Here is a 24,821-nt window from a genome sequence, read left to right on the forward strand (position 1 = left end):
TCTCGCCTCAAGCGACTGTTATTGGCTCAGTCGGCAATGTGAAGAAAAAGATGGTGCCCTGCGGCTCGTTTTTCTCCGCCCAAAGCCGCCCACCGTGTGATTCGACTATCGAACGGCAGATCGCCAGCCCCATGCCCATGCCGTCGTCCTTCGTTGTAAAGAATGGCTCGAAGATCCTGTCCGGGAACTCCACGCCTGTGCCCAGATCGCTCACCGCGATCTGTACCGCGTTGACCATCGGATACACGCTTAGACCTAGAACCCTGGGCGCATCCGAGGATGTCATGGCTTCGATGCCATTTCTCATCAGATTGACCAGCACCTGCTGGACCTGAACGCGATCCATAGGAACAAACGGAAGTTCGTTCGCAATGTTCACCTCGATCCGGACACGACGTCGTGCAGCCTCGTCGGCCATCAGGCTCTGGGCCTCCGCGATGACCTCGTGGGGGGTGGCGCTCGCTTCGGTCTCCAGGGATCGCTTGAACAATGCGCGGATACGGCTCACAACATCAGCCGCAGCGTTTGCATCGCGCGTAATGCGTCCGATCGTCTTTTGCGCTCGCTCAAGATTTGGAGGGTCGGCTGTGAGCCAGCGTTGACATGCGTGCGAGTTTGCCACGATCGCTGCCAGCGGCTGGTTCACCTCATGGGCGATCGAAGCGGAAAGTTCGGCAAGGCTTGCCGCCTGAAATGCTCGCGCCAGGCCCTCTCGCGTCAAACGCAATTCCTCTTGCGTCCTGACCTCGCTATCGATGTCCAGGCAGATAACATTCCATTGAATAATCGAAGAGTCGGTGTCTCGCATGGGTGCAGCTCGGGTTTCCACCCAGCGGTACTCACCATCCGAACGCCGCAGACGATGCTTCTGCGCATAAGGGGTGCCGTTTTCCAATGCGCGCTCATGGTTCTCGCGGACGAGGGGCATATCCTCACGATGGACAGCGGCCCTGAGCGTTGCGGACGGCCGCGGCTCTCCCGATCCGACCGGCGCTTCAAGTTTGTATCCTAGGAAATCGCAAAGCTGCTCACTTCGATAGACCGGATGGCCGTCTGGCCCCGTGCATTCGACCATTGCGGGCAAGGTTTCAATAAGTTGGCGCAGCGAGCGCTCCCTCTCGCGCAGGACCTGTTCGACGCGAAGTTGATCGTCGATGTCGTGACAAATGCCGAACCATTGCAGGATGCGCCCGCCGGTGTCCCGCAGAGGCGCTCCGCGGCCAGACATCCAGCGATACAGGCCGTCGGCGCGGCGCATGCGATAGTTCACGGAGAAGCTCTCGCCAGTGGCAAGTGCCTTGTTCAGTGATGCTTCAAGCGCTGTCATGTCATCTGGGTGGATCGCAGACACAAGAGCAGCGGCCAATGCTTTGCGCCGCCCATCTCCAACATCATGGCCCAGGAATTCAATCAAGCTCTTGTTGAAGAAGACCGGCTCCCCTTCTGGGGTCAACCGCCAGAGCGGGCTGGGTACCATATCCACCAGTTGCGAAAGCTCTCGCTCCCGATCGTACAACCTTTGCTGCGCGCGCACTTCATCATCGACGTCGATGGCGACCGCATACCACTGCATTATCGTCCCGCGCTCATCACGCAACGGCTCGGCGCGCCCGTCCATCCAGCGATACTCACCGTCGGCGCGAAGCATACGATATCGATTCGAGAAGGGTTCGCCCGTCGAGAAGCCGCGTGTGGCGTTCTCCCTCACCAGGGAAACATCGTCGGGATGGACGACAGCTTGGATCATGGCGGTCACGCGCCTCATCCCCAACTTGTCCGCATGCGCAACGTCTAGCCCGAGGAAGTCTACCAACCGCTTGTTAAAGAACGTCAACGCTCCGTCTGAAGCCTGACGTGCGATGAAAGCCGGCACCATGTCCACAAGCAGCGATAGCTCGCGTTCCCGTTCGCGCAACGCGTCTTGGGCACGCATTTGATCGTCAATGTCATGACAAATGCCGTACCATTGGACGATAAGCCCGGACTGATCCCGACGCGGTTCGGCGCGGCTGGACATCCAGCGGTAAACGCCGTCCGCCCGGCGCAGACGGTATCGCATGGCAAAGACTTCCCCGGTGGCGAGCGCGCGGGAAAGCAAATCGTTGAACGGAACCGCGTCTTCCGGATGAACGGATGCCTCCACCAAGGCGGCTAACCGCGTCATACCCGGTTTGACCGTATCTGAAACATTCAAGCCAAGGAAGTCGATCATGCGTTTGTTGAAGAATGCTGGTTCGCCCGAAGGGGTCAGACGCCAAACGTGGCTTGGAACCATATTGACAAGCTGGGAGAGCTCCTCCTCTCGTTCACTCAGGGCCTCCTGCGCCCTCACCATGTCTTCAATGTCAACAGACACGCCATACCACTGAATGATCGTGCCGGATTCGTCGCGCAATGGTTCGGCGCGCGCCTCAACCCATCTGTGGGGTCCGTCCGCTCGGCATTGGCGATACCTACCCACAAAGGACGCGCCCGTCTCGAACGAGCGCTTAAGTGCCTCATCTGTTGATTGCCGGTCGTCTGGATGAATGTCTGTCAGAGACCTTGACCCGTCGGGCGCGATCACCTGCTTGAGAGTCATGCCTGTGATGTCCGTGGCCTGTTTGTTGAGGTAGCTGGGTATACCTTCTGGAGTTGTGCACCATATGAGCGCTGGAACTGCATCGATCAATTGCTGAAGGCGGCGCTCGCTTTCGCGCACAGTCAGCAACGCCAGTTGATATTGTCGCGAGATGGCGGCGACAATCAGCGCTGAAAACGCTGATATCGCCAGGAAAAGCTGCAGCATCACCTGCCTTTGCCTTTGGGACTCGCCGACAAACTGACTGTCACCAGATATTGTAAGTGCCATCGTCATTAAGCCGAGGAGTGTCAGCGCGACTGCGGCTCCCCGGAACTCGAAACGCGCTGAGGCCCAAAGAAGCAATGGCAGGATGATGTAGGGAGACGGAAGATAGTTATCACTCAGGGAGAGAGCGGCGACTCCCAAAAAAATCAGACCGAGCACTCCGGCTTCTGCCAACTGCGCGGCAGATAGTTTGGACTTGCTGCGCCAGTATTGGACCAAAACCAATACAAGTGGCGCAACGAGCAGGATGCCGGTAGCATCTCCAATCCAAAATAGCGGCCACACGCCTGTGAAAGTCTGCGCTTTTACACCGAACCAAGCAAGCGTCGCACTTCCCACCGTCGCACTTATGAGCGGCGCAATTCCCGCTCCAAAAACGACGAATGCAAGGACCTGCTGCAAGGTCTCCAACTTGACCGGCTTGCCGGTCGCCCGGCTGACGAGAGCAGCGCCGGCAATAGCACACAGGGCATTGCCCACGTAGATCAAAAAGCCGGCAGGCAGCGGACTGTGAAACCACACGATCTGCGCGAACATCTCAGCGAGGCAGCCCCCCAATATCCACCAGGGCCAACTGTATGGAGATGTTAGGATCAGGGTAGCGACGAAGACCCCGCCAGGAGGCCAAATCGAAACAGTTATGCCAGGCACGATCGCCAGCACATTTGCGAATCCGCATCCCAACACATAGGCTGCGAAAAATAGCGCGAGATGCGCGAACCGCGGGCGGTGCAGCCCGACCCCACGCCATCGGCGCATTGCTGGAAAATCGCGCCGGGCCGATTCTCTTTCAACTGGCGGCACAACGACTGCTTCCCCACTTGATCCTGGTTCGGATCTATCTCGGTGTTGCGTTTGTGCACGCGCTGCTTCTGAATTGGTTTTGCTAACTGGGCGAAACGTTGATTTCATTGGCTTCTCCAACCGGACAGAGAAAGCCTGGGCTTTATTAGCCCTTCAACTTGCAGCCCCGCCACCGCTCTACCCCTCATGCCAAAGTTTCAATCTATCGAAATCTACGCCGCGAGGCAGCAAAAACCACTAGCCTAGCTTGGTCGGCCGTCGATATTTGTGGGCGATAAACGGCGCCTTGGCTCGGTATCGCTTGTGAGTCCAGAACGATGATCAACGTGAGGTAGAGCGCGAAGGCGCCCTGGACGCCGACACGTAACGTAGGTCAACTCGTTGTCCGGCGGCTCCCACCCCGTCGCAACGATCCAGACCAAGCTATCCTGAAGTACAGGTTAGATTGCACCACCCGGTTGTCATAGATTTCCATAGGGTGCACAGGAGGCGCAGCGGGAATAGGATAAGTGACGAGTTCACCCGGTCCTGATCTCAAGACAAGTGCTATGCAGAGCGCTGACAATGGCTTTCCTCGTCCGGCAGGAGAAGGCAATGACGAAGGCGTTCAACCAACCTGGCAAAATCGCGCCCGATGTATTGCAAGCTGTGCGGTTCATCGAGAGCGTGGTCGGCAACGCTTGGGCCGCCGATGCGTCCGGCAAGATCATTTACGTGAGCGCTGCGGTTCTGTCGCACCTGGCGATTACGCTCGAAGAGTTCAGTTCGCCGGCAGATGGCGGCTTGCTTGGCTGGAGGCGCATGATCCACCCGGACGATTACGGGCTCGTTACTGCTCAATGGAGCAGGTGCCTTGAAACGGGTCAGCATTTCAACGTCGAGCATCGCTTGTTGCGTGAAAGCGGCGCTTACGGATGGAGCAGGAGTTCGGCCCAGCCCTTACGCGATGGTCAAGGCCGTGTGCTCGGTTGGTACGGCACGTTCATTGATGGAGATACCTCGGTTGCCAGCGAGCGGTTTGCCGATGTCGCAACCGCGGCCTTGGAGAGGAAGGTCACGCAAGACCAGCCGCATTCGTTGAGCAGTATTCATCCAGCCGACCGGACGACGGCCGCTCATGCGGCCGCCCGCGCCTTCTGGACGGGCGTTCCCCAGGTCACCAGGCACCGCCAGCTCCAGGCAAACGGCAAATACCGATGGACGGAGACCCGCGCAGAACCAGGATACAGTGTCAGCGTCGACATCGACGATCTGGTAACAGATCGAGAGCCGCATATTGCTGCGGTTTCCGACCTGTCGGCGGTGGATGACACCGAGCCGATGCGGTCGGCCAGGGCCGTCGAGAGCATATTCGGCAACGGGTGGGCATTCGATGCCGCCGGACGTTGGATCTACCTGCATCCCTTCGCCCAAAGCTCGCTGGGTGTGACGCCGGAGCAGCTGAACACCTCGCTGGATCAGGGAGATACCGCCTGGAAGCAACTGCTACATCCCGATGACTATGATCACGTCGCGGCGAGATGGCGTCATTGTCTGGAAACTGGCGACGACTTCAATGTCGAGTTTCGCTTTCGTCGTGTCAGTGGAAGTTATGTCTGGGCCAGAACCGCCGCACGGCCCGCGCGCGACAAACAGGGCCGTGTCGTCGGGTGGTTCGGCATAGCGCTCGACATCGATGTCTACAAGAAAACCGTTGAGGCGTTGCGCGGCCGGGAGCGCGAGCTATCGCAGCTTGTTGACATGGTACCGGTGCAGATCAGGCGTCTTACACCCGACGGCGAACCGACCTTTTTCAACAAGCGCCTGCTCGATTTCTTTGGCTGGGCCGATCTTGCGCAGCTGGAAAGGCAAGGCGAGAGCCGACTGGCCCGGGCGATGGAAAAGCTCATTCACCCTGACGATGCCGGGCGCCTTCTGAAAGCCGTCCGCCATTCAGTGGTAACAGGTGAGCCTTACTCCATGAAGTATCGCTTGCGCCGCGCCGACGGCGCCTATCGTTGGGTCGACGGCCGCGCAGAGCCCCTGGTCGATCCAAATGGAGCGATCGCGCATTGGTACGCGATCTCGATCGACATCGATGACGAGATGCGAGCGCAGGAAGCGCTTCGCGATCGGGAGCGAGAACTTTCGCAACTGGTCGATATGGTCCCAAGCCTGCTTTGGCGATTGAACCGACAAGGTGAACCGACCTTTTTCAACAAACGGATGATGGCTTTTCTGGGTTTGGATGCTGCGGATACACAGCAGCCAGACACAGACCGGCTGGCAGCAACTCTGAAGGCAGCGGTCCACCCCGACGACGCGACCGGCCTCGAAAAATCGCTCAGACTATCTGTCGCGACCGGCGAGAACTTCTCCAAGAGGTTTCGCCTGCGCCGGGCGGACGGCGTCTACCGTTGGGTCGAGGGCAACGCTGAACCGCTGCGCGACGAGAATGGCGATATCCTGCAATGGTACGGCCTGTCCCATGACATCGACGATCAGTTGCGGATCGAAGAGGCGCTACGTGAACGGGAGCGGTCGCTGTGGCAGCTGGTGGAGACCCTTCCGGCGATGATCGACTGCGCCCTGCCGAATGGTGAACCGGTCTATCGCAGCCAGCAGCTTCGGGAGTTTCTCGGATACAACCTGGAGGAATTGGACGGCTCTGGAAAGTCCCGACTGAACGGTACGCTTGATGCCGGAGTGCACCCCGATGACGTTGCCGGCGTGAAGGAGAAATATGCGCATTCTCTTGCAACCGGCGAGCCCTACGCGCGCAAGCATCGTCTGCGGCGCTATGATGGTGAATACCGATGGGTTGAAACAAGAGCCGCCGCGATGCGGGACTCGGAGGACAGGATCATCCAGTGGAACGTCATTTGCCTGGACATTCATGGTGAGGTTCAGGTGCAGGAAGAGTTGCGGCTGGCGCAAGAAAGGCTCTCCCGCGCTGCCCAGGCGGCAAGCCTTGCCGAACTGTCGGCGTCGATCGCGCATGAGGTCAATCAGCCGCTGGCCGCGATCGTTGCCAATTCCAACGCTTGCCATCGCTGGTTATCGGCCAAGCCTGCGAATCTGGAGCGGGCCAAGATCACCGCCGAGCGCATCATCCGTGACGCAAACTCCGCCGCGGACGTCGTCAGCCGGATCCGCGCACTGTTCAAACATCCCGTCGAAGCGAGGAGCAATACCAACCTGGCAAGCGTAATTGGTGAAGCAATCAATCTCATTGCAGAGGAGGCATTACGACGTCGTGTTCGCGTCGACGTTGATATCGCGCTCGACCTTCCACACATCGCTCTGGATCGGGTGCATATTCAGCAGGTTCTGGTGAACCTTATCCGCAACGGAATGGACGCGATGGACGAAGTTGCGACCGATCGGGTGGTGAAGGTGCGCACACGTCGCGTCGCAGGGATGATTCAAACCGAAGTCAGCGACCACGGCACGGGCGTCGAGTATCCGGAACGGATCTTTGAAGCCTTCTTTACCACGAAAGTGAACGGAATGGGCATGGGCCTGGCAATTTGTCGTTCGATCATCGAGTCGCACGGAGGGCGGTTGTGGGCGCAGAACAACGAGTCTGAGGGTGCCACGTTTGCGTTTACGCTGCCGATCAAAGTGGATGCTTCGGTATGATGAGAGACGAGCATATTGTGTTCATTGTCGATGACGACAGCCGAATTCGTGAGGCGCTCTGCGAGCTCCTGGCCTCGCACGGCATTCGCGCGATGGCGTTCGGATCCGCCGGGGACTATGTCAACTTTGAAAAGCCGGATGCACCCGCTTGTCTGATCCTCGATATCGAACTGCCCGACATCAACGGTCTCGACCTCCAAAGTGAGATTGCTGAAGGGGAGCATCCACCGATTGTGTTCATAACCGGCCACGGTGATATCCGATCCTCCGTGCGCGCGATAAAGGACGGCGCGGTAGACTTCCTGACCAAGCCGTTTACCGACGCGGATCTGATGAACGCCATAAACGCGGCAATTGCACTGGATAAGGAAAAGAGGGCAGAGCGTGCCGAGTCAGGGAAATTGAAGCGTCGCTATCTTGACCTGACGCCGCGCGAACGCGAGGTTCTGCCTCTGGTGGTGAGCGGTCTTCTCAACAAGCAGGCGGCCGCCGCGCTCGGCATCAGTGAAGTGACGCTGCAGATTCACCGACGCAATGTGATGCAGAAGATGGAGGCGGCCTCGCTTGCCGACCTCGTGCGTATCGCAGAACGCCTGGAAATACCGATCACGCACTCTCGCAGGGCGGGGAAGCCTAGAATGACCAAGCATCGGCGGGTGGTGGCAATTGTCGATGATGATCTGAGACTACTGGAGTCGCTGGAGGATCTTTTGGAGTCCGCTGGCTATCTGGCTCGCAGCTTCTCATCGGCAGGCTCGTTTCTTGCCAGCGGTCTGTCTGGCGTGGATGCAGTTATCACGGATATTGGCATGCCCGGTATGGACGGGTTTGAACTACGAGATTTCGTGAGGAAAGTGCGTCCCGATCTGCCCGTCTTCCTAATAACCGGACGTCACGAGCTTGCCGAACAGCATAGCGGCCAGGACATTGGTGGTTGCTTCCGAAAACCGTTCGACGCGCAGGTTCTGCTTGCTACGCTCGCCAACGCCCTGCGTGATCCAGAAATGGAGGGTAATGATGAAATCTGACCAGTCACTACAGCGAAAGGCAGGTTCGTGGCACCGGAGTGACGGCGAACAGCCGCTCGTCATCATTGTCGATGATGACGCCTCTGTCCGTGAGGCACTGTCCGAGTTGATTGCATCAGCGGGATTCCAATCAGCCTGCTTCGCCTCGACCCGAGAATTGCTCGCTTCCGACACGCTGCATAGCCCCGGCTGCCTGATCCTGGATGTTCGCATGCCGGGAGCGAGCGGTCTCGATTTGCAGCGTCACCTGACACAAACTGGAAACCCGAAACCGGTGATTTTCCTCACGGGACACGGGGATATTCCGATGACCGTGCAGGCGATGAAGGCTGGCGCCGTCGATTTCCTGATAAAGCCGGTACGAGACCAGACACTGCTGGATGCAATCACGACCGCGATCGACCTGGATGCGGCGCGGCGGATGGAGACGATGCTCGTCAAACGCAACATGGAGCGGCACGAGACACTGACGCCACGAGAGCGCGAAGTCTTGCAGGAGGTGGCGCATGGACGGCTTAACAAGCAGATCGCTTTTGACCTCGGCATCAGCGAAGTGACGGTGAAGCTTCATCGGGGCAACGTCATGCGCAAGATGGAAGTCGCATCCCTGAGTGAACTTATCCGCGCCTGGGATAGCCTTCCTGGATCGATGCGCGATGCAGGGCTAACCAAGAGAGCGACTGAAGCATTTTGAAACGTTCTCGTCCGACGCCGGCAGCCGGAGCCAAGCCTGCGAACGGCGTTCCGTCTGGTTGAATACGAGAGTGGCGGTCACCGTCCTCATAGCAATGCTGCTCCGGTGAAAGCGCTTTGTCCCGCGCATTCAACGGGCCTCCCGTTCGAGGCGATGGTGTCTTGGCAGTGCATGCATGTCTCAAATTGGCTTTGCGTCATGCCACAACAAGGAGTGACCGATCAGTGATCTGGAAATGATCGGGCCGCTTGGCAGTCGGCTGTCCGGTCACTCTGCGTATCCAATCTTTGGAAATAAGGTAACTGTACCTGCCTCTACAGGGACACTTCCCCGGAGCCACGATCAAGGAGAAGTAGTCAGCATCGTCAAGCGTGAAACGTCGGTATAGGTTTCATTCCTGGACGACCGCCAGCATAATCAAGGTGCACTCGGCTTCGGCAACATCTCAAGCGTGTTGCCGGACGAGGCCTGCGGCGGCGTTCCCCTCCGCGCCGCAAAGCGGACGTTGTCCGCCAGAAGGCCGTCCCAGCCGCCCCTTGCGGACGGCCTTCTCCCCCATTCTGCGTGCCGGCGGCGTCGCTCCGATTACAAAGGGCGACCTGTCAAACTGCGTCGATTGCGAATTCGCTCGTCATCGCGAGATCAACGCGTTCGAAAGCTAGAGGGCAGCGAGTCCTCTCTAACAGCGCGCTCCATGGCTCTATGCCGGGCAGAGGTACGTCGAGGATCGTCAGAGTCGTCACTTCCTCGCGATACTGAGCCGCGTAGGCGTATGCGACCATGCCGTGGCCGGCCAGATTGATGGGCGGGCCGAGTTTGAGCACTTTCACGAGCTTCTCGATATCCGCAGCGATCGCCGCTTTCTCATAGCCCGCCGGAGGCTTTGCGGTGTCGTCCAGTCTGCGCCGATCCGGCGCAAGTCTTCCGGAAGAAACGCGCCCGGGCCCAGGCGAAGAAGACCTGTCGTGCCTGCAGCCGGCTTTTTATCATTGGCTTCCGTGTATATAGATATGCCCGATAGGTGTTGAGCGGGCCGGCTCGGGAAAGAAGACCGATGCCGCGGCCAAGCAGGGGATCGCCGGGGTATGCCAAAACGCGCTCGCACACGCAGCGTTGATGCCGTTGAATGCATAATCCGGTTCGACTTCGACAGGAACAGGTCTTGATGAGCGTCCGATCACATCGCCCCCAAGCGCTCCACGCGGGGCTGTTTGTCGCGGCCTACGTTGCGGGTAGCGGGTTTGCCCACCTTCTTGCAATCATTCCTGGGACAGGAATATCAATCTGGCCGCCGAGCGGCTTGTTCCTTGCGACCCTTGTCCTTGCCTCGCAACGCAGTTGGCCCTGGTGGATACTGGTGGGGCTCACAGGCGAACTTCTTGGAAATCTCGCCTGGTTTCACAATTCCATTCCCGTCGCGACCCTGATCTACGTTGGAAACGCTTGCGAAGCTGCGTTCGGCGCATGGCTTTTAAAGCGATTTTGCGGCGAACCGGTTCGGCTAGAGACTTTGCGCGAGGTACTGGCGCTGCTTGTACTGGGTGCCAGTGTCGCACCAATCTTGAGTGCAACGGTAGGTAGCGCGACGCTTGCTTGGTTTGACATCCAAGCCTTTGCCACAGCTTGGCCGCTATGGTGGATCGGCGATGCCACCGGGGTTGCCATCATCGCACCCCTGGCTCTTGTGGTGTTCCAGAATTGGCGTGGAAAGAGTGAATTTCTCGCGGCGCGCTGGACCGAGGTCTGCGCTCTGGCGCTGGTGTTTCTTGGAATCGCCGCTCTTTCCTTGAGCGGCTTTCTGCCCTACGCATACATCATCATGCCGCCGCTTCTCTGGGTCGCGGTCCGTTTCGAATTCAAGGGTACAGTTCTCGCCCTGTCTTTCCTCGCGCTCATCACTGCGGCCTTCACGATTTCCGGCACAAGCCAGTTTGCGGGCGACGCCGAATCTCAACAACACAAACAAATCATGCTGCAGCTGTTTCTGGGCATCTCTGCGTTTTCTGCGTTGGTCGTGGCAGCGATCTCTAGGCAGCACCAACTGGCACTCGTTACATTGCGTCGGAGTGTTGAGACTTTGCGGGAACGCGAACGTGAACTTTCGCAGTTGGTCGACCTTGTGCCCGTGCAGATCAGGCGACTGACCCCAGAGGGTCAGCCGATTTTCTTTAACCGCCGACTACTCGATTTCTTTGGTTTGAGTGACGTAAATCAACTGGACCGGCCGGGCATAAGTCGTCTGAGCGCGGCGATTCACTCTCTCGTGCATCCCGAGGACGCAACGCGCCTGTTTGATGCCGTCAGAAACTCGCTGGTGACCGGCGAGCCATATTCCATGAAGTATCGCATGCGGCGGGCGGATGGAGCTTATCGTTGGGTTGATGGGCGTGCGGAGGCGTTGCGCGATGACGACGGAACGATCGTGCAATGGCTCGTCATCTCGCTCGATATCGACGACGAGGTGCGCGCACAGGAGGCATTGCGCGACAGTGAGCGGCAGCTTCGGCGCCTGGTCGATGCCGTTCCTGCGCAGATCTGGTGTTCGAACACCGAGGGAGATCCAACCTACGTCAACAAGAGGCTAAGGGATTTCATTGGCTTTGATCTCGAGGACTTCGATTCCCCGGATGAGCCAAGAGGGGAGGTCGCGCGTCGGCAACAGGTCCATCCCGACGATCTGGTGGCTGTCCGTGATCATTTGGCCAAGTGTCGGCGCACCGGTCAGGCGTTCGTTATGCGGTACCGAATGCGACGCGCTGACGGGACGTACCGATGGGTGGAGGGCCGTTCGGAGCCTTTCCGCGATGAGGACGGCTCCATTCTGCAATGGTACGGTGTGCTTCTGGATATCGACGACCAGGTGCAGGCCGAGGCAGCCTTGAGGGAGAGGGAGCGCTTTCTCTGGCAATTGGTAGAAACCCTGCCGCTCATGATCGACTGCGCCGCCCCCGATGGGGAGCCAATATTCCGCGGGCAAGGCCTGAGAGAGTTCCTCGGCTACGAATTGCAGGCGCTTGATGGTTCCGGAAAATCCCGGCTTGAGGGGACACTGGATGCCGGGGTTCATCCCGATGACGTCGAGGGCGTCAAGCAGCAATATGCGCGTTGCCTCGCATCGGGCGAACCTTACGCGCGCCGACATCGTCTTCGCCGGTTCGACGGTGAATACCGTTGGGTAGAGACCCGAGCAGCTCCAATGCGCGATGCCTCGGGCGCGATCATCCAATGGAATGTCATCTACCTGGATATAGACGGGGAGGTTAAGGCCCAAGAGAATCTGCGCATGGCACAAGAGGGACTGGCACGCGCGGCCCAGGCGGCCAGTCTGGCCGAGTTGTCAGCGTCCATCGCACACGAAGTCAGCCAGCCGCTCTCGGCCATCGTCAACTCGACGGATGCTTGCGTGCGCTGGCTTGACGCGGACCCACCAAACGTGGAGCGAGCAAGGAAATCGGCCGAGCGCATCATTCGCAGCGCGAATTCAGCCGCGGAGGTCGTGCGACGGATCCGCGCCCTTTTCCAGCATTCCATGGATGTTCGCGACGCTACCTCGCTGGAGGGCATCATTGACGAGGTGGCCGATCTTGTGGCGGCTGAAGCCTCCAGGCAGCGTATCCGCGTTCAGGTCGAGATCGAGAGCAGCCAGCAACTGGTGGCATTCGATCGCGTGCAGATCCAGCAGGTCCTGATGAACCTTGTTCAAAACGGCTTGGATGCAATGGTGTCGGCGCCGGATGACAGGCTGCTTGAAATTCGGGTCTATCGCAAGGACGATGAGGTCTTCACCGAGGTTATTGATCGAGGTGGAGGTATTGAGTTTCCGGAGCGGATATTCGACCCGTTTTTCACGACAAAGGAAAGAGGGATGGGCATGGGTCTGGCTATCTGTCGCTCCATCGTGGAAGCCCATGGCGGAAAGCTATGGGCGGAGCAAAATGAACCCCGCGGCGCGAGGTTCATTTTCACGCTGCCAGCCGCGGCAATGGCCTCAGCAGGCTCTGGCGCAGGCTCTAACGAGAGCCATTCCATCGTGGAAAAGCTATCAGAAGGAGTACCATGAGGCACTTTTCTGAGAGATTACCTTCGGCCGCTCAGGCGGCAAGAAGTTCGTCCGATGGCCCGAAGAACTCGTAGTGCACCCGCTCGCTTGAAACGCCTTCCCTGACAAGCGCCGGGACGAGGGCACGAAGGAACGGTTTGGGTCCACAGAGGTAGTATTCGGCCTCGTGAACAGGTGTGTTTTCCCGAAGCCATTCCGCCGTGATGAAGCCATCAAAGTCGTGAGACAAGCCGGCCGCATCTTCGCTGCGGGGATCACTATAGAAACTGCTGATCCTGATGTTGCCGTGAGCGTTGGCGAGCTTGCGGACATGCTGATCCATGGCGTGAGTAGTGCTGTTCAACGCGCCGTGGACGAAGTGAGCTTCGAGGTTCGGATGCTCTTCGACGATTGTCTCCAGGATGCTGACCATGGGTGTCAGCCCGACGCCACCCGACAACAAGACGACCGGTGCCCGAGGGATTTCCGGAAGATAGAAGTCACCCGCCGGAGGCGTGACGCTCAAGACCGTACCGACCGTCGCCGTATCGTGAAGATGGCGCGATCCACCTTGTCCACGCGCTTCCCGCTTTACAGAAATCCGGTAGGAACTGTCGCTCGGGCCGCTGGAGATTGAATAGTTCCGCTTGATCTCCAGGCCACTCTGAAGCTTGAAGCGCAATGTGAGGTATTGGCCGGGTTTGTGCCTCAAGATGCGACCGCCGTCCTTGGGCTCCAAGACGAATGATGTGACAACCTCACTTTCGCGAACCTTTGAGGTGATGACGAAATCTCTCCAGCCGTTCCAGCCGCCGGATTTCTTCACAAGCTCATCGCGTATTTCAGCCTCGCGTTCCTGAAGAACATCCGCCAGGAACCAGTAGGCCTCGCCCCAGGCATCCAGGAGTTCAGGTGTTGCCGCGCTTCCGAGCACGTCCTCGATGGCGGCAAGCAGTGCCTTTGCGACATAGGGGTAGTGGTCCGGCAGGATATGATAGCCAATATGCTTGTGAGCAATGCGCTCAACCACAGGGCCGAGCACGCCAAGGTTATCGATGTTCTGCGCATAGGCCAGAATGGCCGCGGCGAGCGCGTTGACTTGCGAGCCACCTTCACCCTGGTTGGCGTGATTGAACAGCTCCCGAATATGATCGTCGCGGAACATGCGGGCATACATGCTCTTTGTAATGTTCGTGCCGTGCGCGGCGAGCGCCGGGACGCTGGCCTTTACAATTTGGACTGTCTGGGACGAGAGGGGTTTCGGCATGGTCTTTCCTTTCGATACGATGTGTCACAGGGGGCTGGGCTGGTGATCGTAGAAGTGCAGCTGGCATTTTACCGGGCCCACGATCTGAAGATGATGAGCAACGTCCGGCGGGATAATGATTGTGGCGCCAGCGCCTGCGTTGATCGCCGGCTGCGTATCACGGTGATAGATCAGACTGCCCTCGATCACGCTGAGCTTGACCCAGGTCCCGGGTCGAAGCTGATGGCATTTCAGCAGTGGTCCGGGGATTGTGGCCTCGTTGAAGACCGGCGTGCTTCTATACGGTCGGCAGGAGATCTGGGGGGCCAAGGTCTTACAATCTGGGCGCTGTGCTCCAAACAAGGCAGCCGACAAACGCGCGGCTATTCTAGCGGCCCTTCGCTGGATCTCTGTCGCTACTTCGGGCTTGAGTGCGTCTGACGTGACCTTCTCCCAAAGTGCCAACCAGCGCTCGAACATTTCCGGCCGAATGTGTTTCAGGTGGATCAGATGCATTGCAACTGGGCTTCCCTTGTAACGCCCTGTCGACAGCATCATCGAACTCCAGAACTCCGTCATGCGTTCGAGATGATCGTCCCATTCGGTTATGGCGGTGAATGCTTCGTTGAGGAGCTGATCAACCCGAACTTCTCCGTAAAAGCGTTCCACGACCATCCGGATGTCTGCTTCGGTTATCGCGTCGGTACTCATCGCTTTTGCCTTAAAGATGTATCTGAGATGCATCTATTCGCTCGAGAGAAAAGATGCTAACGAAATGCATGTTTTTGGATTGGACTTTTTGACGCAGACCCCCGATGAAGCTCACGAAATACACCGACTACGCCATGCGATTGATGATCTATCTGGGCTCACGGTCATCGGGGCTTAGCTCGATCCGCGAAATATCGGATACATTCTCGGTCTCACAAAACCACATGATGAAGGTGGTTCAGGACCTTGCAAACGCACACTTCCTGGTGTCCGTGCGCGGCCGCAACGGGGGCATAAGGCTTGCCCGCCCTGCAAACGAAATCAATCTGGGAGCTCTGCTTCGCCACACCGAGGGCTTGACGGACCTGATCGATTGCGAAGGATGTCGTATCGCACCGGCCTGCACCTTGCCGATCGTTCTTTCGGAAGCCACTGCGGCCTTTGTGGCGGTTTTCGACAAGTATACGCTGGCGGATCTCGTCGAGAGACGCTCGGCGCTCGGCACGCTTCTGGGCTTCAAGCCCGCAGACCTCCAGAACGCTTCCGGTTCTTAAGAGCGAGCTGGTGCCGCTGGCGCGCCATGTGTTGCCGCGGGATGGAAGCAGGAAATGGCGTTGCAACTATCGTTTCTGCGGCTTGTCGCCTGCGGCTGCAAACCGCCGCCACTCAAGTGCTAACCCGCTGTTTTGACATGTATGTTTGAGAGCGCGGCGGATTTAGCCATGCCTCGCCGACGCCAATTGGGGGCACGGCTACCCTATCCATTGGTTTGGCTCGACCGCCAACACGCTTCAACATAGCGTCGATGTCGTGGCTCGTGATCGACCCGTCTCGGTCACTCAAAACAGGAGTGCACCATGTCGCAGGCAGAAGCCGCACTCCGTACGATTGGTCAAAAGGAGACAAAAATGAGCTTGGACAACACCGTTAATACCGGCAGGCCGGTTCCCGAGGAGCTGGTTCCGTCGCGCTATGCGCTGCGAATCGGCGAGATTGAAGTGCTGGTGGTCAGCGATGGGGTGCTGCCGCTTCCAACCAAGATGTTGGGACACAACGCTGACCCGGCGGTGCGGGCGGCCTGGCTGGACGACATGTTCCTTCCGCAGGACGCTTTCGACTGGTCACTGAATGTGGTCGTAGTACGCAGCGGCAGTCAAACCATACTCATCGACGCTGGGCTGGGCTTGGACCCCGACTTGAACCTCCCGCGGGCCGGCCAACTGGTCAAACGGCTCGAGGCGGCCGGCATCGATCTTGCATCCGTTACCGACGTGGTACTCACCCACATGCACATGGACCACGTTGGCGGGTTGCTCGTCGACGGGGTGAAGGACCGGCTTCGTCCGGACCTGCGCATCCACGTGGCCGCCGCCGAGGTCAAATTCTGGGAATCGCCCGACTTTACCCACGTCTCCATGCCGCCGGGGTTCCCGGACGCGCTTCGAGCGGCCGCGAAAAAGTTCGCGAAAGAGTACCGTAACCAGCTGCGGCTGTTCGACGAGCAACATGAGGTGGCGCCGGGGGTGGTTGCCGTTCGCACCGGCGGCCACACCCCCGGGCACAGCGTTGTCCGCCTGGCGTCTGGCGGCGACCGGCTCACGTTCGCCGGCGATGCTGTGTTCGCGGTCGGGTTCGACCATCCCGACTGGCACAACGGTTTCGAGCACGACCCCGAGGAGGCGGCCCGCGTCCGGGTCCGGCTGTTGACGGAGTTGGCGGAGACCGGCGAACAGCTGGTGGCCACACACCTGCCGTTCCCGTCCGTTGGCCGCGTGGCGGTTGACGGAGACGCCTTCCGTTGGGTGCCGATTTTCTGGGATTACTGACAGTTGCTGAGCTGGCACTGACAGAAATGACCACCGCGTTTGAACCCAGTCGAACGCTGCCAGGTGCGACGCCAGCCTATGTGCCGGCGTGCGCCTTGCGATTGCGAGCAGAGCTCGCAATCGCGCTATATATGACGGTGGGCCCTAACCCAACCCAGTCCGGCCTTGCAACGGAAGCGTCATACGCGATGCTGAGAGGAAGCTTTCCTTTTCGGCGGCAATAGCCCTTCAGTGCGTCCGTGCAACGCTCATGACAGCCATTGGGCTTTCGTATTGGTTCGCGGCAAGCGCTACTCCAGGTCCGCTTTGCGAGCAGAGCGTCCATTCCGCGAACCTGAATGCCCGAACAAACGAATATGCGCTCCAGAACGCCCATGGCACCGTCTCTTCCGGGTCAGCAGCCGCGCGACCTGAATGCGGTGCCGCGGCGGATGAGAGCAACCAACGACGACCGCCGGCTCGCTTGTGGGCGACAACGTCGACACCGAGATGGCGAGGCTCAGTGCTTTGACCGGCGCTGTTGCCACGAGCCGACAGGCGCCGGGGATGCGCGCACCTGCCAGACAATGCGCATTACCCGTTGCCGGGAACACATCTTGTTCCCAGGGGGCCGCTAATCGCGGGCCCAGACAAGATCTATCTCTGGCACGCAAACACGGAGATCAAAAAATGAAAATGCTTCAAGACAAGGTAGCCATCATCACCGGCGGTAACAGTGGTATCGGCAAGGAAACCGCTCGGCTGTTCGCCAGTGAAGGGGCCAAAGTCGTGATTACCGGCAGGCGGCAAAACGTTGTGGACGCGGCTGTCGATGAGATCGGCAACGGTGCCACCGGCTTTTGCGGCGATGCTGCCGACATCGCCGATCACCAGCGCCTCGCCGCAAGAGTTCGCGACCAGTTCGGCGCAATCGACATTTATATGGCAAATGCCGGCGTGATAAACCTCCTGCCTTCTTCCATGGTGACGGAAGAAGAATATGACCGCCATTTCGCCACCAATACGCGTGGCGTCTTCTTTGGAGTCCAGACGTTGGCTCCTCTCATCCGCGAAGGCGGAAACATCATCGTCACGAGCTCGCTCGCAGCGACGAAAATCCTGCCGCAGCATACAGTATACGCGGGATCGAAGGCCGCGCTTGCGGCCTTCGCACGCAATTGGGCGCTTGAATTCAAGGATCGCAAGATCCGGGTGAACATCCTGAGCCCTGGCCCGGTCGAGACGGAGATTCTTGGCAAACTGGGCATAGGTGAGGCTGAACGTCCCGCGTTCGAGCAACAGATGTCGGAGCTTATCCCAGCGGGCAGGCTGGGGCGTCCTGAGGAACTGGCGCGTGCAGCCCTATTCCTGGCGGCCACTGGAACGTTTGTGAACGGCATCGAACTGCACGTGGATGGTGGAATGTCGCTCACCTGATGACACCGAGGTCGGTTGCTGAACCCTTCTCGGCAACCGACCGCCTCCGCACAAAGTGGTAAGCCGTCATTGATCGGTGCCGCTCGGCTTCACTTCAAAGGCTTCAGGTTTGAAGCCGTGGTGCCGAATTCCATCGAATGCGGGTCGGCGCCTTTTGCCAATCAGGGGTTGTCGAAGGCGCGTCTTCCTAAGCGGCCCGGTCGAGCAACGCTGGTGACTGGACGGGTCATTTCCGGATGAATGTGCGGTCCCTGGACAGCGTTCGCCCCTCCCGCGCGCGCTGTTGCTCTGTCCACACCTGCCGTCAGCGGGGGGCGCCCATACCTAGGTTTGGGTTGAAGCATCCGGAAAAACCAATCCAAATCACGCGTAGCCTCAGGGAATGCGCCTGATGGCCACCGCCGCATTAGGAATGTGGGCAACGGACAGCAGTCGAGCGGCGAAAACACATCCTCCGGCAAAATTAGAAGGACAAGGGAATGCACAAGATCGCAAAACTGGCTTTGGCTTTGGCGCTCTACACCACGTCGGCAATACCGGGCTTCACGCAATCGAACAAGCCGACGATCGTCCTGGTTCACGGGGCGTTCGCCGATTCGTCGAGCTGGAACGAGGTCATTTCACATTTGGAAAAGCATGGATATCCGGTCCTAGCGGTGGCCAATCCGCTCCGTGGCGTAAAGCGCGACGGGGATTATGTCCGGCGTGCCGTGAAGGACATCAAGGCGCCAATTGTCCTTGTCGGACATTCCTACGGCGGCTCTGTGATCAGTGATGCCGCCGCCGGCATGGAAAACGTTCAAGCACTGGTCTTCGTGGCCGCATTCGCTCCGGAAATCGGGGAGTCGGCGGTGGATCTCTCGGGTAAATTCCCGGGCAGCACACTCGCCTCGGCTCTGGGTGAGGCGGTCGCACTCGCCAACGGGGAGGGCAAGGACCTTTACATCGATCAAAGGAAGTTCCCGGCGCAATTTGCAGCCGACGTGCCGTTGGCGGAGGCGAAGCTCATGGCTGCGACCCAGCGCCCTATCACCGATGCGGCATTGGCGGAGCCCGCTCCGAAGGCGGCATGGAAGGAAATACCATCCTGGTTCATCCACGGAGATGCCGACAGGAATATTCCGCCCCATACGCTGCAGTGGATGGCCGACCGCGCAAACTCCAGGAAAACAGTTGTCGTTAAAGGTGGCTCACATGTCGTCATGATCTCTCATCCCGGCGAAGTTGCAAAGCTCATCGAGCAAGCCGCGTCGGCGAAGTAATTCTTTGCTGCGATGGGCCGGTGTCGGGAGGCGGGTTCCCAAACGATCGTCCATATCGCGTAGCGTGACTTTGGCGCGCGCGCCGCCTCTCCAAAGGTGGCCGGGCGACGCTCCGGCCAGCATGGGTCGCGATCTCCTAAACCTTGGTTTGGGAGGCACAGCCCAACTCTCGGTGTTACCCTGTTGCCTATCGAAAGCAGGAGAGAAGAATGGAACCCCTCAGATACACCGTCCTTGCCATGGTATGGTTTAACATACTGCTCGCCGCCTGGCTCTCGGTATACATGCTCTATGATCCGGAAGGATGGTATTATTTCGTCCCCGGAGTAACCGATACGGGCCTCTACAATCAGCATTTCATTCGAGACATCGGCATCATTCAGGGTTTCATCGCTCTGGCCTTCGCGATCGGCTGGTTCAGGCCGGGCCGCCGAATCGAGCTTTGGGGAGCTGCAACTCTCTGGCTGATCGCACACGCCATCTTTCATCTCTGGGAAGTTGCGGTCGGGATATGTTCGGCTTCCGTTATCCTGCGCGATTTTCCTGCTGTGAGCTTGCCGGCACTTTTCGGCATTGCCGCCACTGGCTGGGCATGCGCTCGCGGTCAAGGATTGGCTACTCTGCCAAATGCAAAAGAGATCGTCTCCTGAAAGGACGAAATCGTTCATGGAAAGGGCGATGCAGTTTGCACCGCTCTTTCCATCATCTAACCGAACGGAAGCTGCGGGTACTCTCTAACCGGCAATGCTCTTGGTAAGCCACTCGTGGAAAGACAGCTTGCCAGAGATGGTTTGCTTCATGGGCAAAAGCCCGTCTGGAGGTAATGCCACACCGAAGTATAGTGCGTCCTTGTCGAGACTGACCGGGCGATTGTCCGCGGTGGCAGTGAGCAATTCGCGGGCCAGATCGGCGAGTTCGATGGATTGCGGTCCGCCAAGTTCGACGATGGTGTTTTGCGGCACGGCCACCGCCAGCTTTGTGATCCAGTTTGCCGCTTCGTCTGCTGAGACCGGACGTACGGCGATCGCCGGCAGGCGTAAATCTCCGTTGACCGCCGCAGCGTTCACGATACCGCTGAAGAACTCGAAGAATTGGGTGGAACGGACGATCGTGTAAGGCAATCCGGAGGACCGGATCAGGTTTTCCTGGACGAGTTTGGCGCGGAAGTAGTCATTCTCAACCATGCGGTCCGTTCCCACGACGGAGAGCGTCAGATAATGCCGGACCCCGGACGTCTTGGCTGCTCCGAGCAGGTTCTTCCCCGATTGCCTGAAGAAGGTCAGCGCATCGCCATCTCCGAACGAGCCGGAATTTGTAACGTCGATAACGACATCGACACCTTCCAGTGCCTTTTCCAGACCCTCACCGGACAAGGCATCGACCCCTGTTTTCTTCGATGCAGCCACGACATCGTGTCCGTCCCCTTGCAGTCTGCCGACGATCCTGGAACCCATGGCGCCGCTCGCGCCGATTACCGCTACTTTCATCTCGAACTCCATCCGATACATGCCGAGCGGATGATAGGCCTTTGGCCCGGGCGTTCGACTAAACGAAGTTATGGGTTGACCGCCGATTGCTGCAATCTAGCCTCCAATCCCTGCACCTTATCCATTAGCTCAAGCTCCGGTTTCCACGACCCACGTGACAGTGAAGAACATGCCGCAGGGTATAGGACCGCATAGACCAAGGTGTACGGTCACGAGCTCCCTCATCCGTGTTAAATATAGCTTCAACGGCAAGACAAGCCGTCATAACCTTCGCTGTGCGTGCGGGTTTGAACCGTCGGTCGGACAACGCCATATCTCGAATGTATGACGGGCCGTTGCGCGATAAAAGTTGAGGGCAATCTGATGCAACACACTCAACCCAAGATAGAAGACGCGGCCGAGCCGATTGTGTACGTCGTTGACGACGACGAGGCGATGCGAGAAGCATTGCTTGATCTGTTCATGGTGACCAACAAGCGGGCGACCGCATTTTCCAACGGTCCCGAGTTTTTGGAAACGGCTGACATCTGTGCGCCAGGTTGCCTCGTACTCGATTTCCGAATGCCGGGAGGAACTGGCCTGGATCTTCAAGAGCGTCTGTCGAAGGCCGGTAGTCGTCTTCCCGTGATCTTTCTGACAGGTCATGCGGACATCCTGACGAGTGTAAAGGCGATGAAGGCGGGGGCGATGGATTTCATCATCAAACCTTTCGCCGATCAGGATCTCCTTGATGCGGTGGATCGAGCCATCAAGCTCGATTCCGAACGACGCAAGGTGGACGCGGAACGGAATCGAATCCAAGCATTGGTCGACACCCTCACGCCCCGCGAATTGGAGGTGATGTTTGCGGTCGTCAGCGGGCTGATGAACAAACAGGTCGCGTATCAGCTCGGTATCAGCGAAATGACCGTGAAGCTCCATCGCATGAGCCTCATGCGCAAGATGCAGGCTCGCTCGCTCGCGGATCTCGTTCGGAAGGTCGAGCAAGTTCGACGGAACTGAGAAGCCGACACCAGCAATCGGGAAAAGTTGGCCAGCGGAGCATCGCCGTGCCTTTGATGCGGAGCCACCTTGTCACTTCCTTAGTACCACCACATCAGAAGCAAATTGATACTTTTGCCGAAGGCCGCAGGGGTGGAAATCCCCGTAGCCAGGATAACGCGATTAAGCAAGCCGCACACGCCCCCCAAACCTATGGTTAGCTATGAGCCCAATCGTAATTCCCTAGATTTGCATCTGCCGACAGTCACACCAGTGGACCGACGGATCAAATATAGGAACTACATAATGACACAGCGCATTAATTTCGCGAAGGAATCGCCGAATCTCATGAAGAAGTTCATGGAATTCGTGACGGCGACCAAGGAAAACTCCGTCGAGGAATCCATTCGCAACCTGGTCAACGTTCGCATCGCGCAGCTCAACAACTGCACCTATTGCCTCGACATGCACATCAAGCAGGCGAAGATCCAGGGCGAGCGTGAACTGCGCCTCTACCACGTGGCATCGTGGCGTGAATCCACGCTTTTTGCACCCCGGGAGCGCGCAGCCCTCGCATGGGCGGAAATCGTGACGAAACTGCCGGATCTCGGCGTTCCCGACGAAATCTATGAACGCGTTCGTTCGCATCTCAGCGAGAAGGAAATCTCCGATCTCACTTTTGCTGTCATGTCGGCGAACGCGTGGACCCGCGTAAATGCCGCGTTCAAGTCAGTACCGGGCTCGTCCGATGCCATGCTCGGCCTCGACAAAGCAGACCTGAAGTAATTAACGCGGCGCACCCGACTGGTGCGCTTTCCAGCTGGAATTCTCATACTCAAGGAGCGAACTATGAAGATCGTCGTTATCGGTGGAACCGGCCTCATCGGCTCGAAATTGGTCAAGCGCCTTCAGGGGAAGGGGCATGAAGTCATTGCCGCATCGCCGGCATCCGGAGTGAATACAATCACCGGCGAGGGGCTGGAGAAGACATTGGCCGGAGCGCAAGTCGTGGTGGACGTTGCAAACTCGCCGTCCTTTGAAGACAACGCGGTCATGGAATTCTTCCAGACATCCGGCCGCAACCTGATGGCCGCTGAAGAAGTCGCCGGCGTGAGGCATCACGTCGCGCTTTCGGTCGTTGGAACCGAACGTCTTCAGGCGAGCGGCTATTTTCGGGCGAAACTGGCCCAGGAAAAGATTATCAAGGAAGCGAAAATTCCTTACACGCTGGTTCACTCGACGCAATTTTTCGAGTTCATGTTCGGCATCGCCCAATCTGGGACCGAGGGTGAAAAAGTTCATCTCTCGCCGGCCATGATGCAGCCGATCTTGTCGGATGACGTGGCTGACGCTCTGGCCGATCTGGTGCTTGGCCAACCTCGCAATGCCATCGTTGAAATTGCAGGCCCGGAGCCCATCAAGATCGCAGATGCCGTCACGAAATACCTCCGGCAGATCGGAGACCACCGGGAGATCGTCGTTGACAACAAGACGCGATACTTCGGCGCTCTTCTAGACGACACGACCCTGATGCCTGCCGCCGGTGTCCGGCTCGGCGCAGTTGGCTTTTCGGAGTGGGTCAAGACGGCCACTCCGCCGCCCGCGCGCTAACGCCTTTGCCGGAGCCGATGAAGGCTCCGGCTCTCCCTCGCATGCGCGAGCGCTCGTACCGTTTTGCTCGCTATTAGCACCTATCACGGTCAGTCTATTCCCTTGCCGAGGATCGCATCAACGTTGCGATGAAGTCGGTAAACAACTGCAGGCGGAAGCTCGGCAATCTGCCTGATGCATGCACAGCCTGGAACGGAACCGTTTGCAATTTCACGTGCGGAAGGAGCTCGACAAGAAGACCCCGATCGAGATCGTCCTGGACCGTCCGCTTTATCAGATGTGCTGCACCGACGCCGCTCAGCGCCGCATCGCGGATGGCCGTGGCTGAATCCAGGTCGATCCGGCCTGACGGCAAGATGCTGCCGCCGTCAACAAAGCCGATGGGATAGGGTTTGCCATCTGCGACATATCGGGCGAATGGTATGTTCTTCAGTTGGCCAAGGCTCTCAATATCTCCATGCTTACGGAGAAAGGAAGGCGATGCGACAAGCGTCATGTCGAGGTGCGAGAGTGTCTTGCACATCAGGCCTGCCTGCTCGACCTGGCCGACCCTGAATGCCACGTCATAGTTTTCCCTCAGGAGATCGACGTGCCGGTCCGTCATGCCAACAGACAACGAAATCTCCGGGTACATCGGGACGAACTCGGTGAATATCGGTTCCAGAATCATCCTGCCGAGTTCGCTGGGCAAACTGGCACGCAGATGACCTGCGGGCGCCCGATAAGACTGAACCGTCTCTGCCGAACTGTCGATCTGCTCGAGCAACGGCATTATCTTGTCGTAGAAGGCTTCACCTTCCTGCGTCATCGCCAGAAGTCGGGTCGAGCGGCGGAACAGATGCACGCCCAGCAGGCGTTCCAATCGCGAAATGCTTTTAGAAATTGACGATGGCGTCGCTCCGAGGCTCCGCGCAGCCGCACTGAAGGAGCCTGTCTGAACCGTGCGAACGAATGCTATCAGTCCGGTTGCTTCCCTCAGCAGCCTAAGCATGTCGTGATCTCCGACTTGTTGTGACGCTCTGATCGTTGGCAGGGCGCCGCCAGTCTTACCGCTCTCTTCCTGATCGAGACATCAAACAGAAGTTTGGGTTGCCTTGCATGCGCCAGAAGCACCTATCAAGCTTTGTCGAAGCGATCGGCGACATGGACGCCGGGCGAAACGACCCACTCCGTCCGATACCTTCTATCCGTGCCTGTCGCCGTTCGCCTAAACTTAGGTGTACGAAACGAACGTATAGCTACAACCA

General features: G+C 58.5%; 18 protein-coding genes and 1 pseudogene. 13 read left to right on the forward strand and 6 right to left on the reverse strand.

The features are described from left to right. Nucleotides 1-7: 7 nt before the first annotated feature. Complete coding sequence (locus tag J3R84_RS33095) at nt 8-3,607, reverse strand: PAS domain-containing protein (protein ID WP_203528480.1); 3,600 nt, start codon at nt 3,605-3,607, stop codon at nt 8-10. Between the two features lie 639 nt (nt 3,608-4,246). Here J3R84_RS33095 and J3R84_RS33100 point away from each other — a divergent pair. The 4 genes and pseudogenes from J3R84_RS33100 to J3R84_RS33115 all read left to right on the forward strand — a co-directional run bounded on the left by J3R84_RS33100 (nt 4,247) and on the right by J3R84_RS33115 (nt 8,995). After that, nucleotides 4,247-7,273, forward strand: coding sequence for a PAS domain-containing protein (locus J3R84_RS33100; RefSeq protein WP_203528407.1), 3,027 nt, complete (start codon nt 4,247-4,249; stop codon nt 7,271-7,273). Then, a pseudogene (locus J3R84_RS33105) lies at nt 7,270-7,902 on the forward strand (response regulator transcription factor); the annotation flags it as partial. The gene J3R84_RS33100 and the pseudogene J3R84_RS33105, both read left to right, overlap by 4 nt. Beyond that, entirely contained in the window at nt 7,879-8,301 is a 423-nt protein-coding gene (locus tag J3R84_RS33110; protein ID WP_347369218.1) for a response regulator, read from the forward strand. The pseudogene J3R84_RS33105 and the gene J3R84_RS33110, both read left to right, overlap by 24 nt. Continuing rightward, complete coding sequence (locus J3R84_RS33115; protein WP_203528409.1) at nt 8,291-8,995, forward strand: response regulator transcription factor; 705 nt, start codon at nt 8,291-8,293, stop codon at nt 8,993-8,995. Before J3R84_RS33110 ends, J3R84_RS33115 begins: the two co-directional genes overlap by 11 nt. Nucleotides 8,996-9,597: 602 nt before the next feature. On the opposite strand, the gene J3R84_RS33120 is transcribed toward J3R84_RS33115, so the two are convergent. Further along, the gene (locus J3R84_RS33120) at nt 9,598-9,825 is read right to left on the reverse strand and encodes a hypothetical protein (protein ID WP_057223512.1); all 228 of its coding nucleotides are present in this window, start codon (nt 9,823-9,825) and stop codon (nt 9,598-9,600) included. 332 nt (nt 9,826-10,157) lie between these two features. On the opposite strand from J3R84_RS33120, the gene J3R84_RS33125 reads away from it, so the two are divergent. After that, entirely contained in the window at nt 10,158-13,055 is a 2,898-nt protein-coding gene (locus tag J3R84_RS33125; RefSeq protein ID WP_203528411.1) for an MASE1 domain-containing protein, read from the forward strand. 31 nt (nt 13,056-13,086) lie between these two features. Here the strand turns inward: J3R84_RS33125 and hmpA are convergent, their stop codons facing one another. After that, on the reverse strand, nt 13,087-14,301 hold the full coding sequence (gene hmpA / locus J3R84_RS33130) for an NO-inducible flavohemoprotein (RefSeq protein ID WP_203528413.1): 1,215 nt from the start codon (nt 14,299-14,301) through the stop codon (nt 13,087-13,089). A gap of 24 nt (nt 14,302-14,325) precedes the next feature. Next, nucleotides 14,326-15,024 (reverse strand): TehB-like domain-containing protein, encoded by a 699-nt coding sequence (locus J3R84_RS33135; protein WP_203528414.1) that lies wholly within the window; start codon nt 15,022-15,024, stop codon nt 14,326-14,328. Nucleotides 15,025-15,095: 71 nt separating this feature from the next. On the opposite strand from J3R84_RS33135, the gene J3R84_RS33140 reads away from it, so the two are divergent. The 5 genes from J3R84_RS33140 (at nt 15,096) to J3R84_RS33160 (ending at nt 20,145) form a co-directional block, all read left to right on the forward strand. Continuing rightward, the gene (locus tag J3R84_RS33140; protein ID WP_057221629.1) at nt 15,096-15,545 is read left to right on the forward strand and encodes an Rrf2 family transcriptional regulator; all 450 of its coding nucleotides are present in this window, start codon (nt 15,096-15,098) and stop codon (nt 15,543-15,545) included. A gap of 303 nt (nt 15,546-15,848) precedes the next feature. Further along, a complete protein-coding gene (locus J3R84_RS33145; protein WP_057221630.1) occupies nt 15,849-16,817 on the forward strand; it encodes an MBL fold metallo-hydrolase in 969 nt (322 codons plus the stop codon). Between the two features lie 669 nt (nt 16,818-17,486). Next, on the forward strand, nt 17,487-18,233 hold the full coding sequence (locus J3R84_RS33150; RefSeq protein ID WP_057221631.1) for an SDR family oxidoreductase: 747 nt from the start codon (nt 17,487-17,489) through the stop codon (nt 18,231-18,233). Nucleotides 18,234-18,712: 479 nt separating this feature from the next. Then, nucleotides 18,713-19,495: an alpha/beta fold hydrolase gene (locus J3R84_RS33155; RefSeq protein WP_057221632.1), complete on the forward strand. Its 783-nt coding sequence runs from the start codon at nt 18,713-18,715 to the stop codon at nt 19,493-19,495. Between the two features lie 209 nt (nt 19,496-19,704). After that, nucleotides 19,705-20,145 (forward strand): hypothetical protein, encoded by a 441-nt coding sequence (locus J3R84_RS33160; protein WP_057221633.1) that lies wholly within the window; start codon nt 19,705-19,707, stop codon nt 20,143-20,145. Nucleotides 20,146-20,229: 84 nt separating this feature from the next. On the opposite strand, the gene J3R84_RS33165 is transcribed toward J3R84_RS33160, so the two are convergent. Beyond that, nucleotides 20,230-20,994 carry an SDR family oxidoreductase gene (locus J3R84_RS33165; RefSeq protein ID WP_225906349.1) on the reverse strand — a complete coding sequence of 255 codons (765 nt, stop codon included), beginning with the start codon at nt 20,992-20,994 and terminating at the stop codon, nt 20,230-20,232. 351 nt (nt 20,995-21,345) lie between these two features. Between J3R84_RS33165 and J3R84_RS33170 the strand changes: the two genes are divergently transcribed. From J3R84_RS33170 to J3R84_RS33180, 3 genes are all read left to right on the forward strand, one after another. After that, nucleotides 21,346-21,984, forward strand: a complete 639-nt coding sequence (locus tag J3R84_RS33170) for a response regulator transcription factor (protein ID WP_057221634.1) — start codon at nt 21,346-21,348, stop codon at nt 21,982-21,984. A gap of 285 nt (nt 21,985-22,269) precedes the next feature. After that, nucleotides 22,270-22,749, forward strand: a complete 480-nt coding sequence (locus J3R84_RS33175; protein WP_057221635.1) for a carboxymuconolactone decarboxylase family protein — start codon at nt 22,270-22,272, stop codon at nt 22,747-22,749. A 63-nt stretch (nt 22,750-22,812) separates the two neighbouring features. Beyond that, nucleotides 22,813-23,574 carry an SDR family oxidoreductase gene (locus tag J3R84_RS33180; RefSeq protein WP_057221636.1) on the forward strand — a complete coding sequence of 254 codons (762 nt, stop codon included), beginning with the start codon at nt 22,813-22,815 and terminating at the stop codon, nt 23,572-23,574. Between the two features lie 94 nt (nt 23,575-23,668). Here J3R84_RS33180 and J3R84_RS33185 read toward each other — a convergent pair whose 3' ends face one another. Next, entirely contained in the window at nt 23,669-24,565 is an 897-nt protein-coding gene (locus J3R84_RS33185) for a LysR family transcriptional regulator (RefSeq protein WP_057221637.1), read from the reverse strand. Between the last annotated feature and the right edge of the window lie 256 nt (nt 24,566-24,821).

The sequence above is a fragment of the Ensifer canadensis genome (genome assembly GCF_017488845.2).
GTDB classification, from domain to species: domain Bacteria; phylum Pseudomonadota; class Alphaproteobacteria; order Rhizobiales; family Rhizobiaceae; genus Ensifer; species Ensifer canadensis.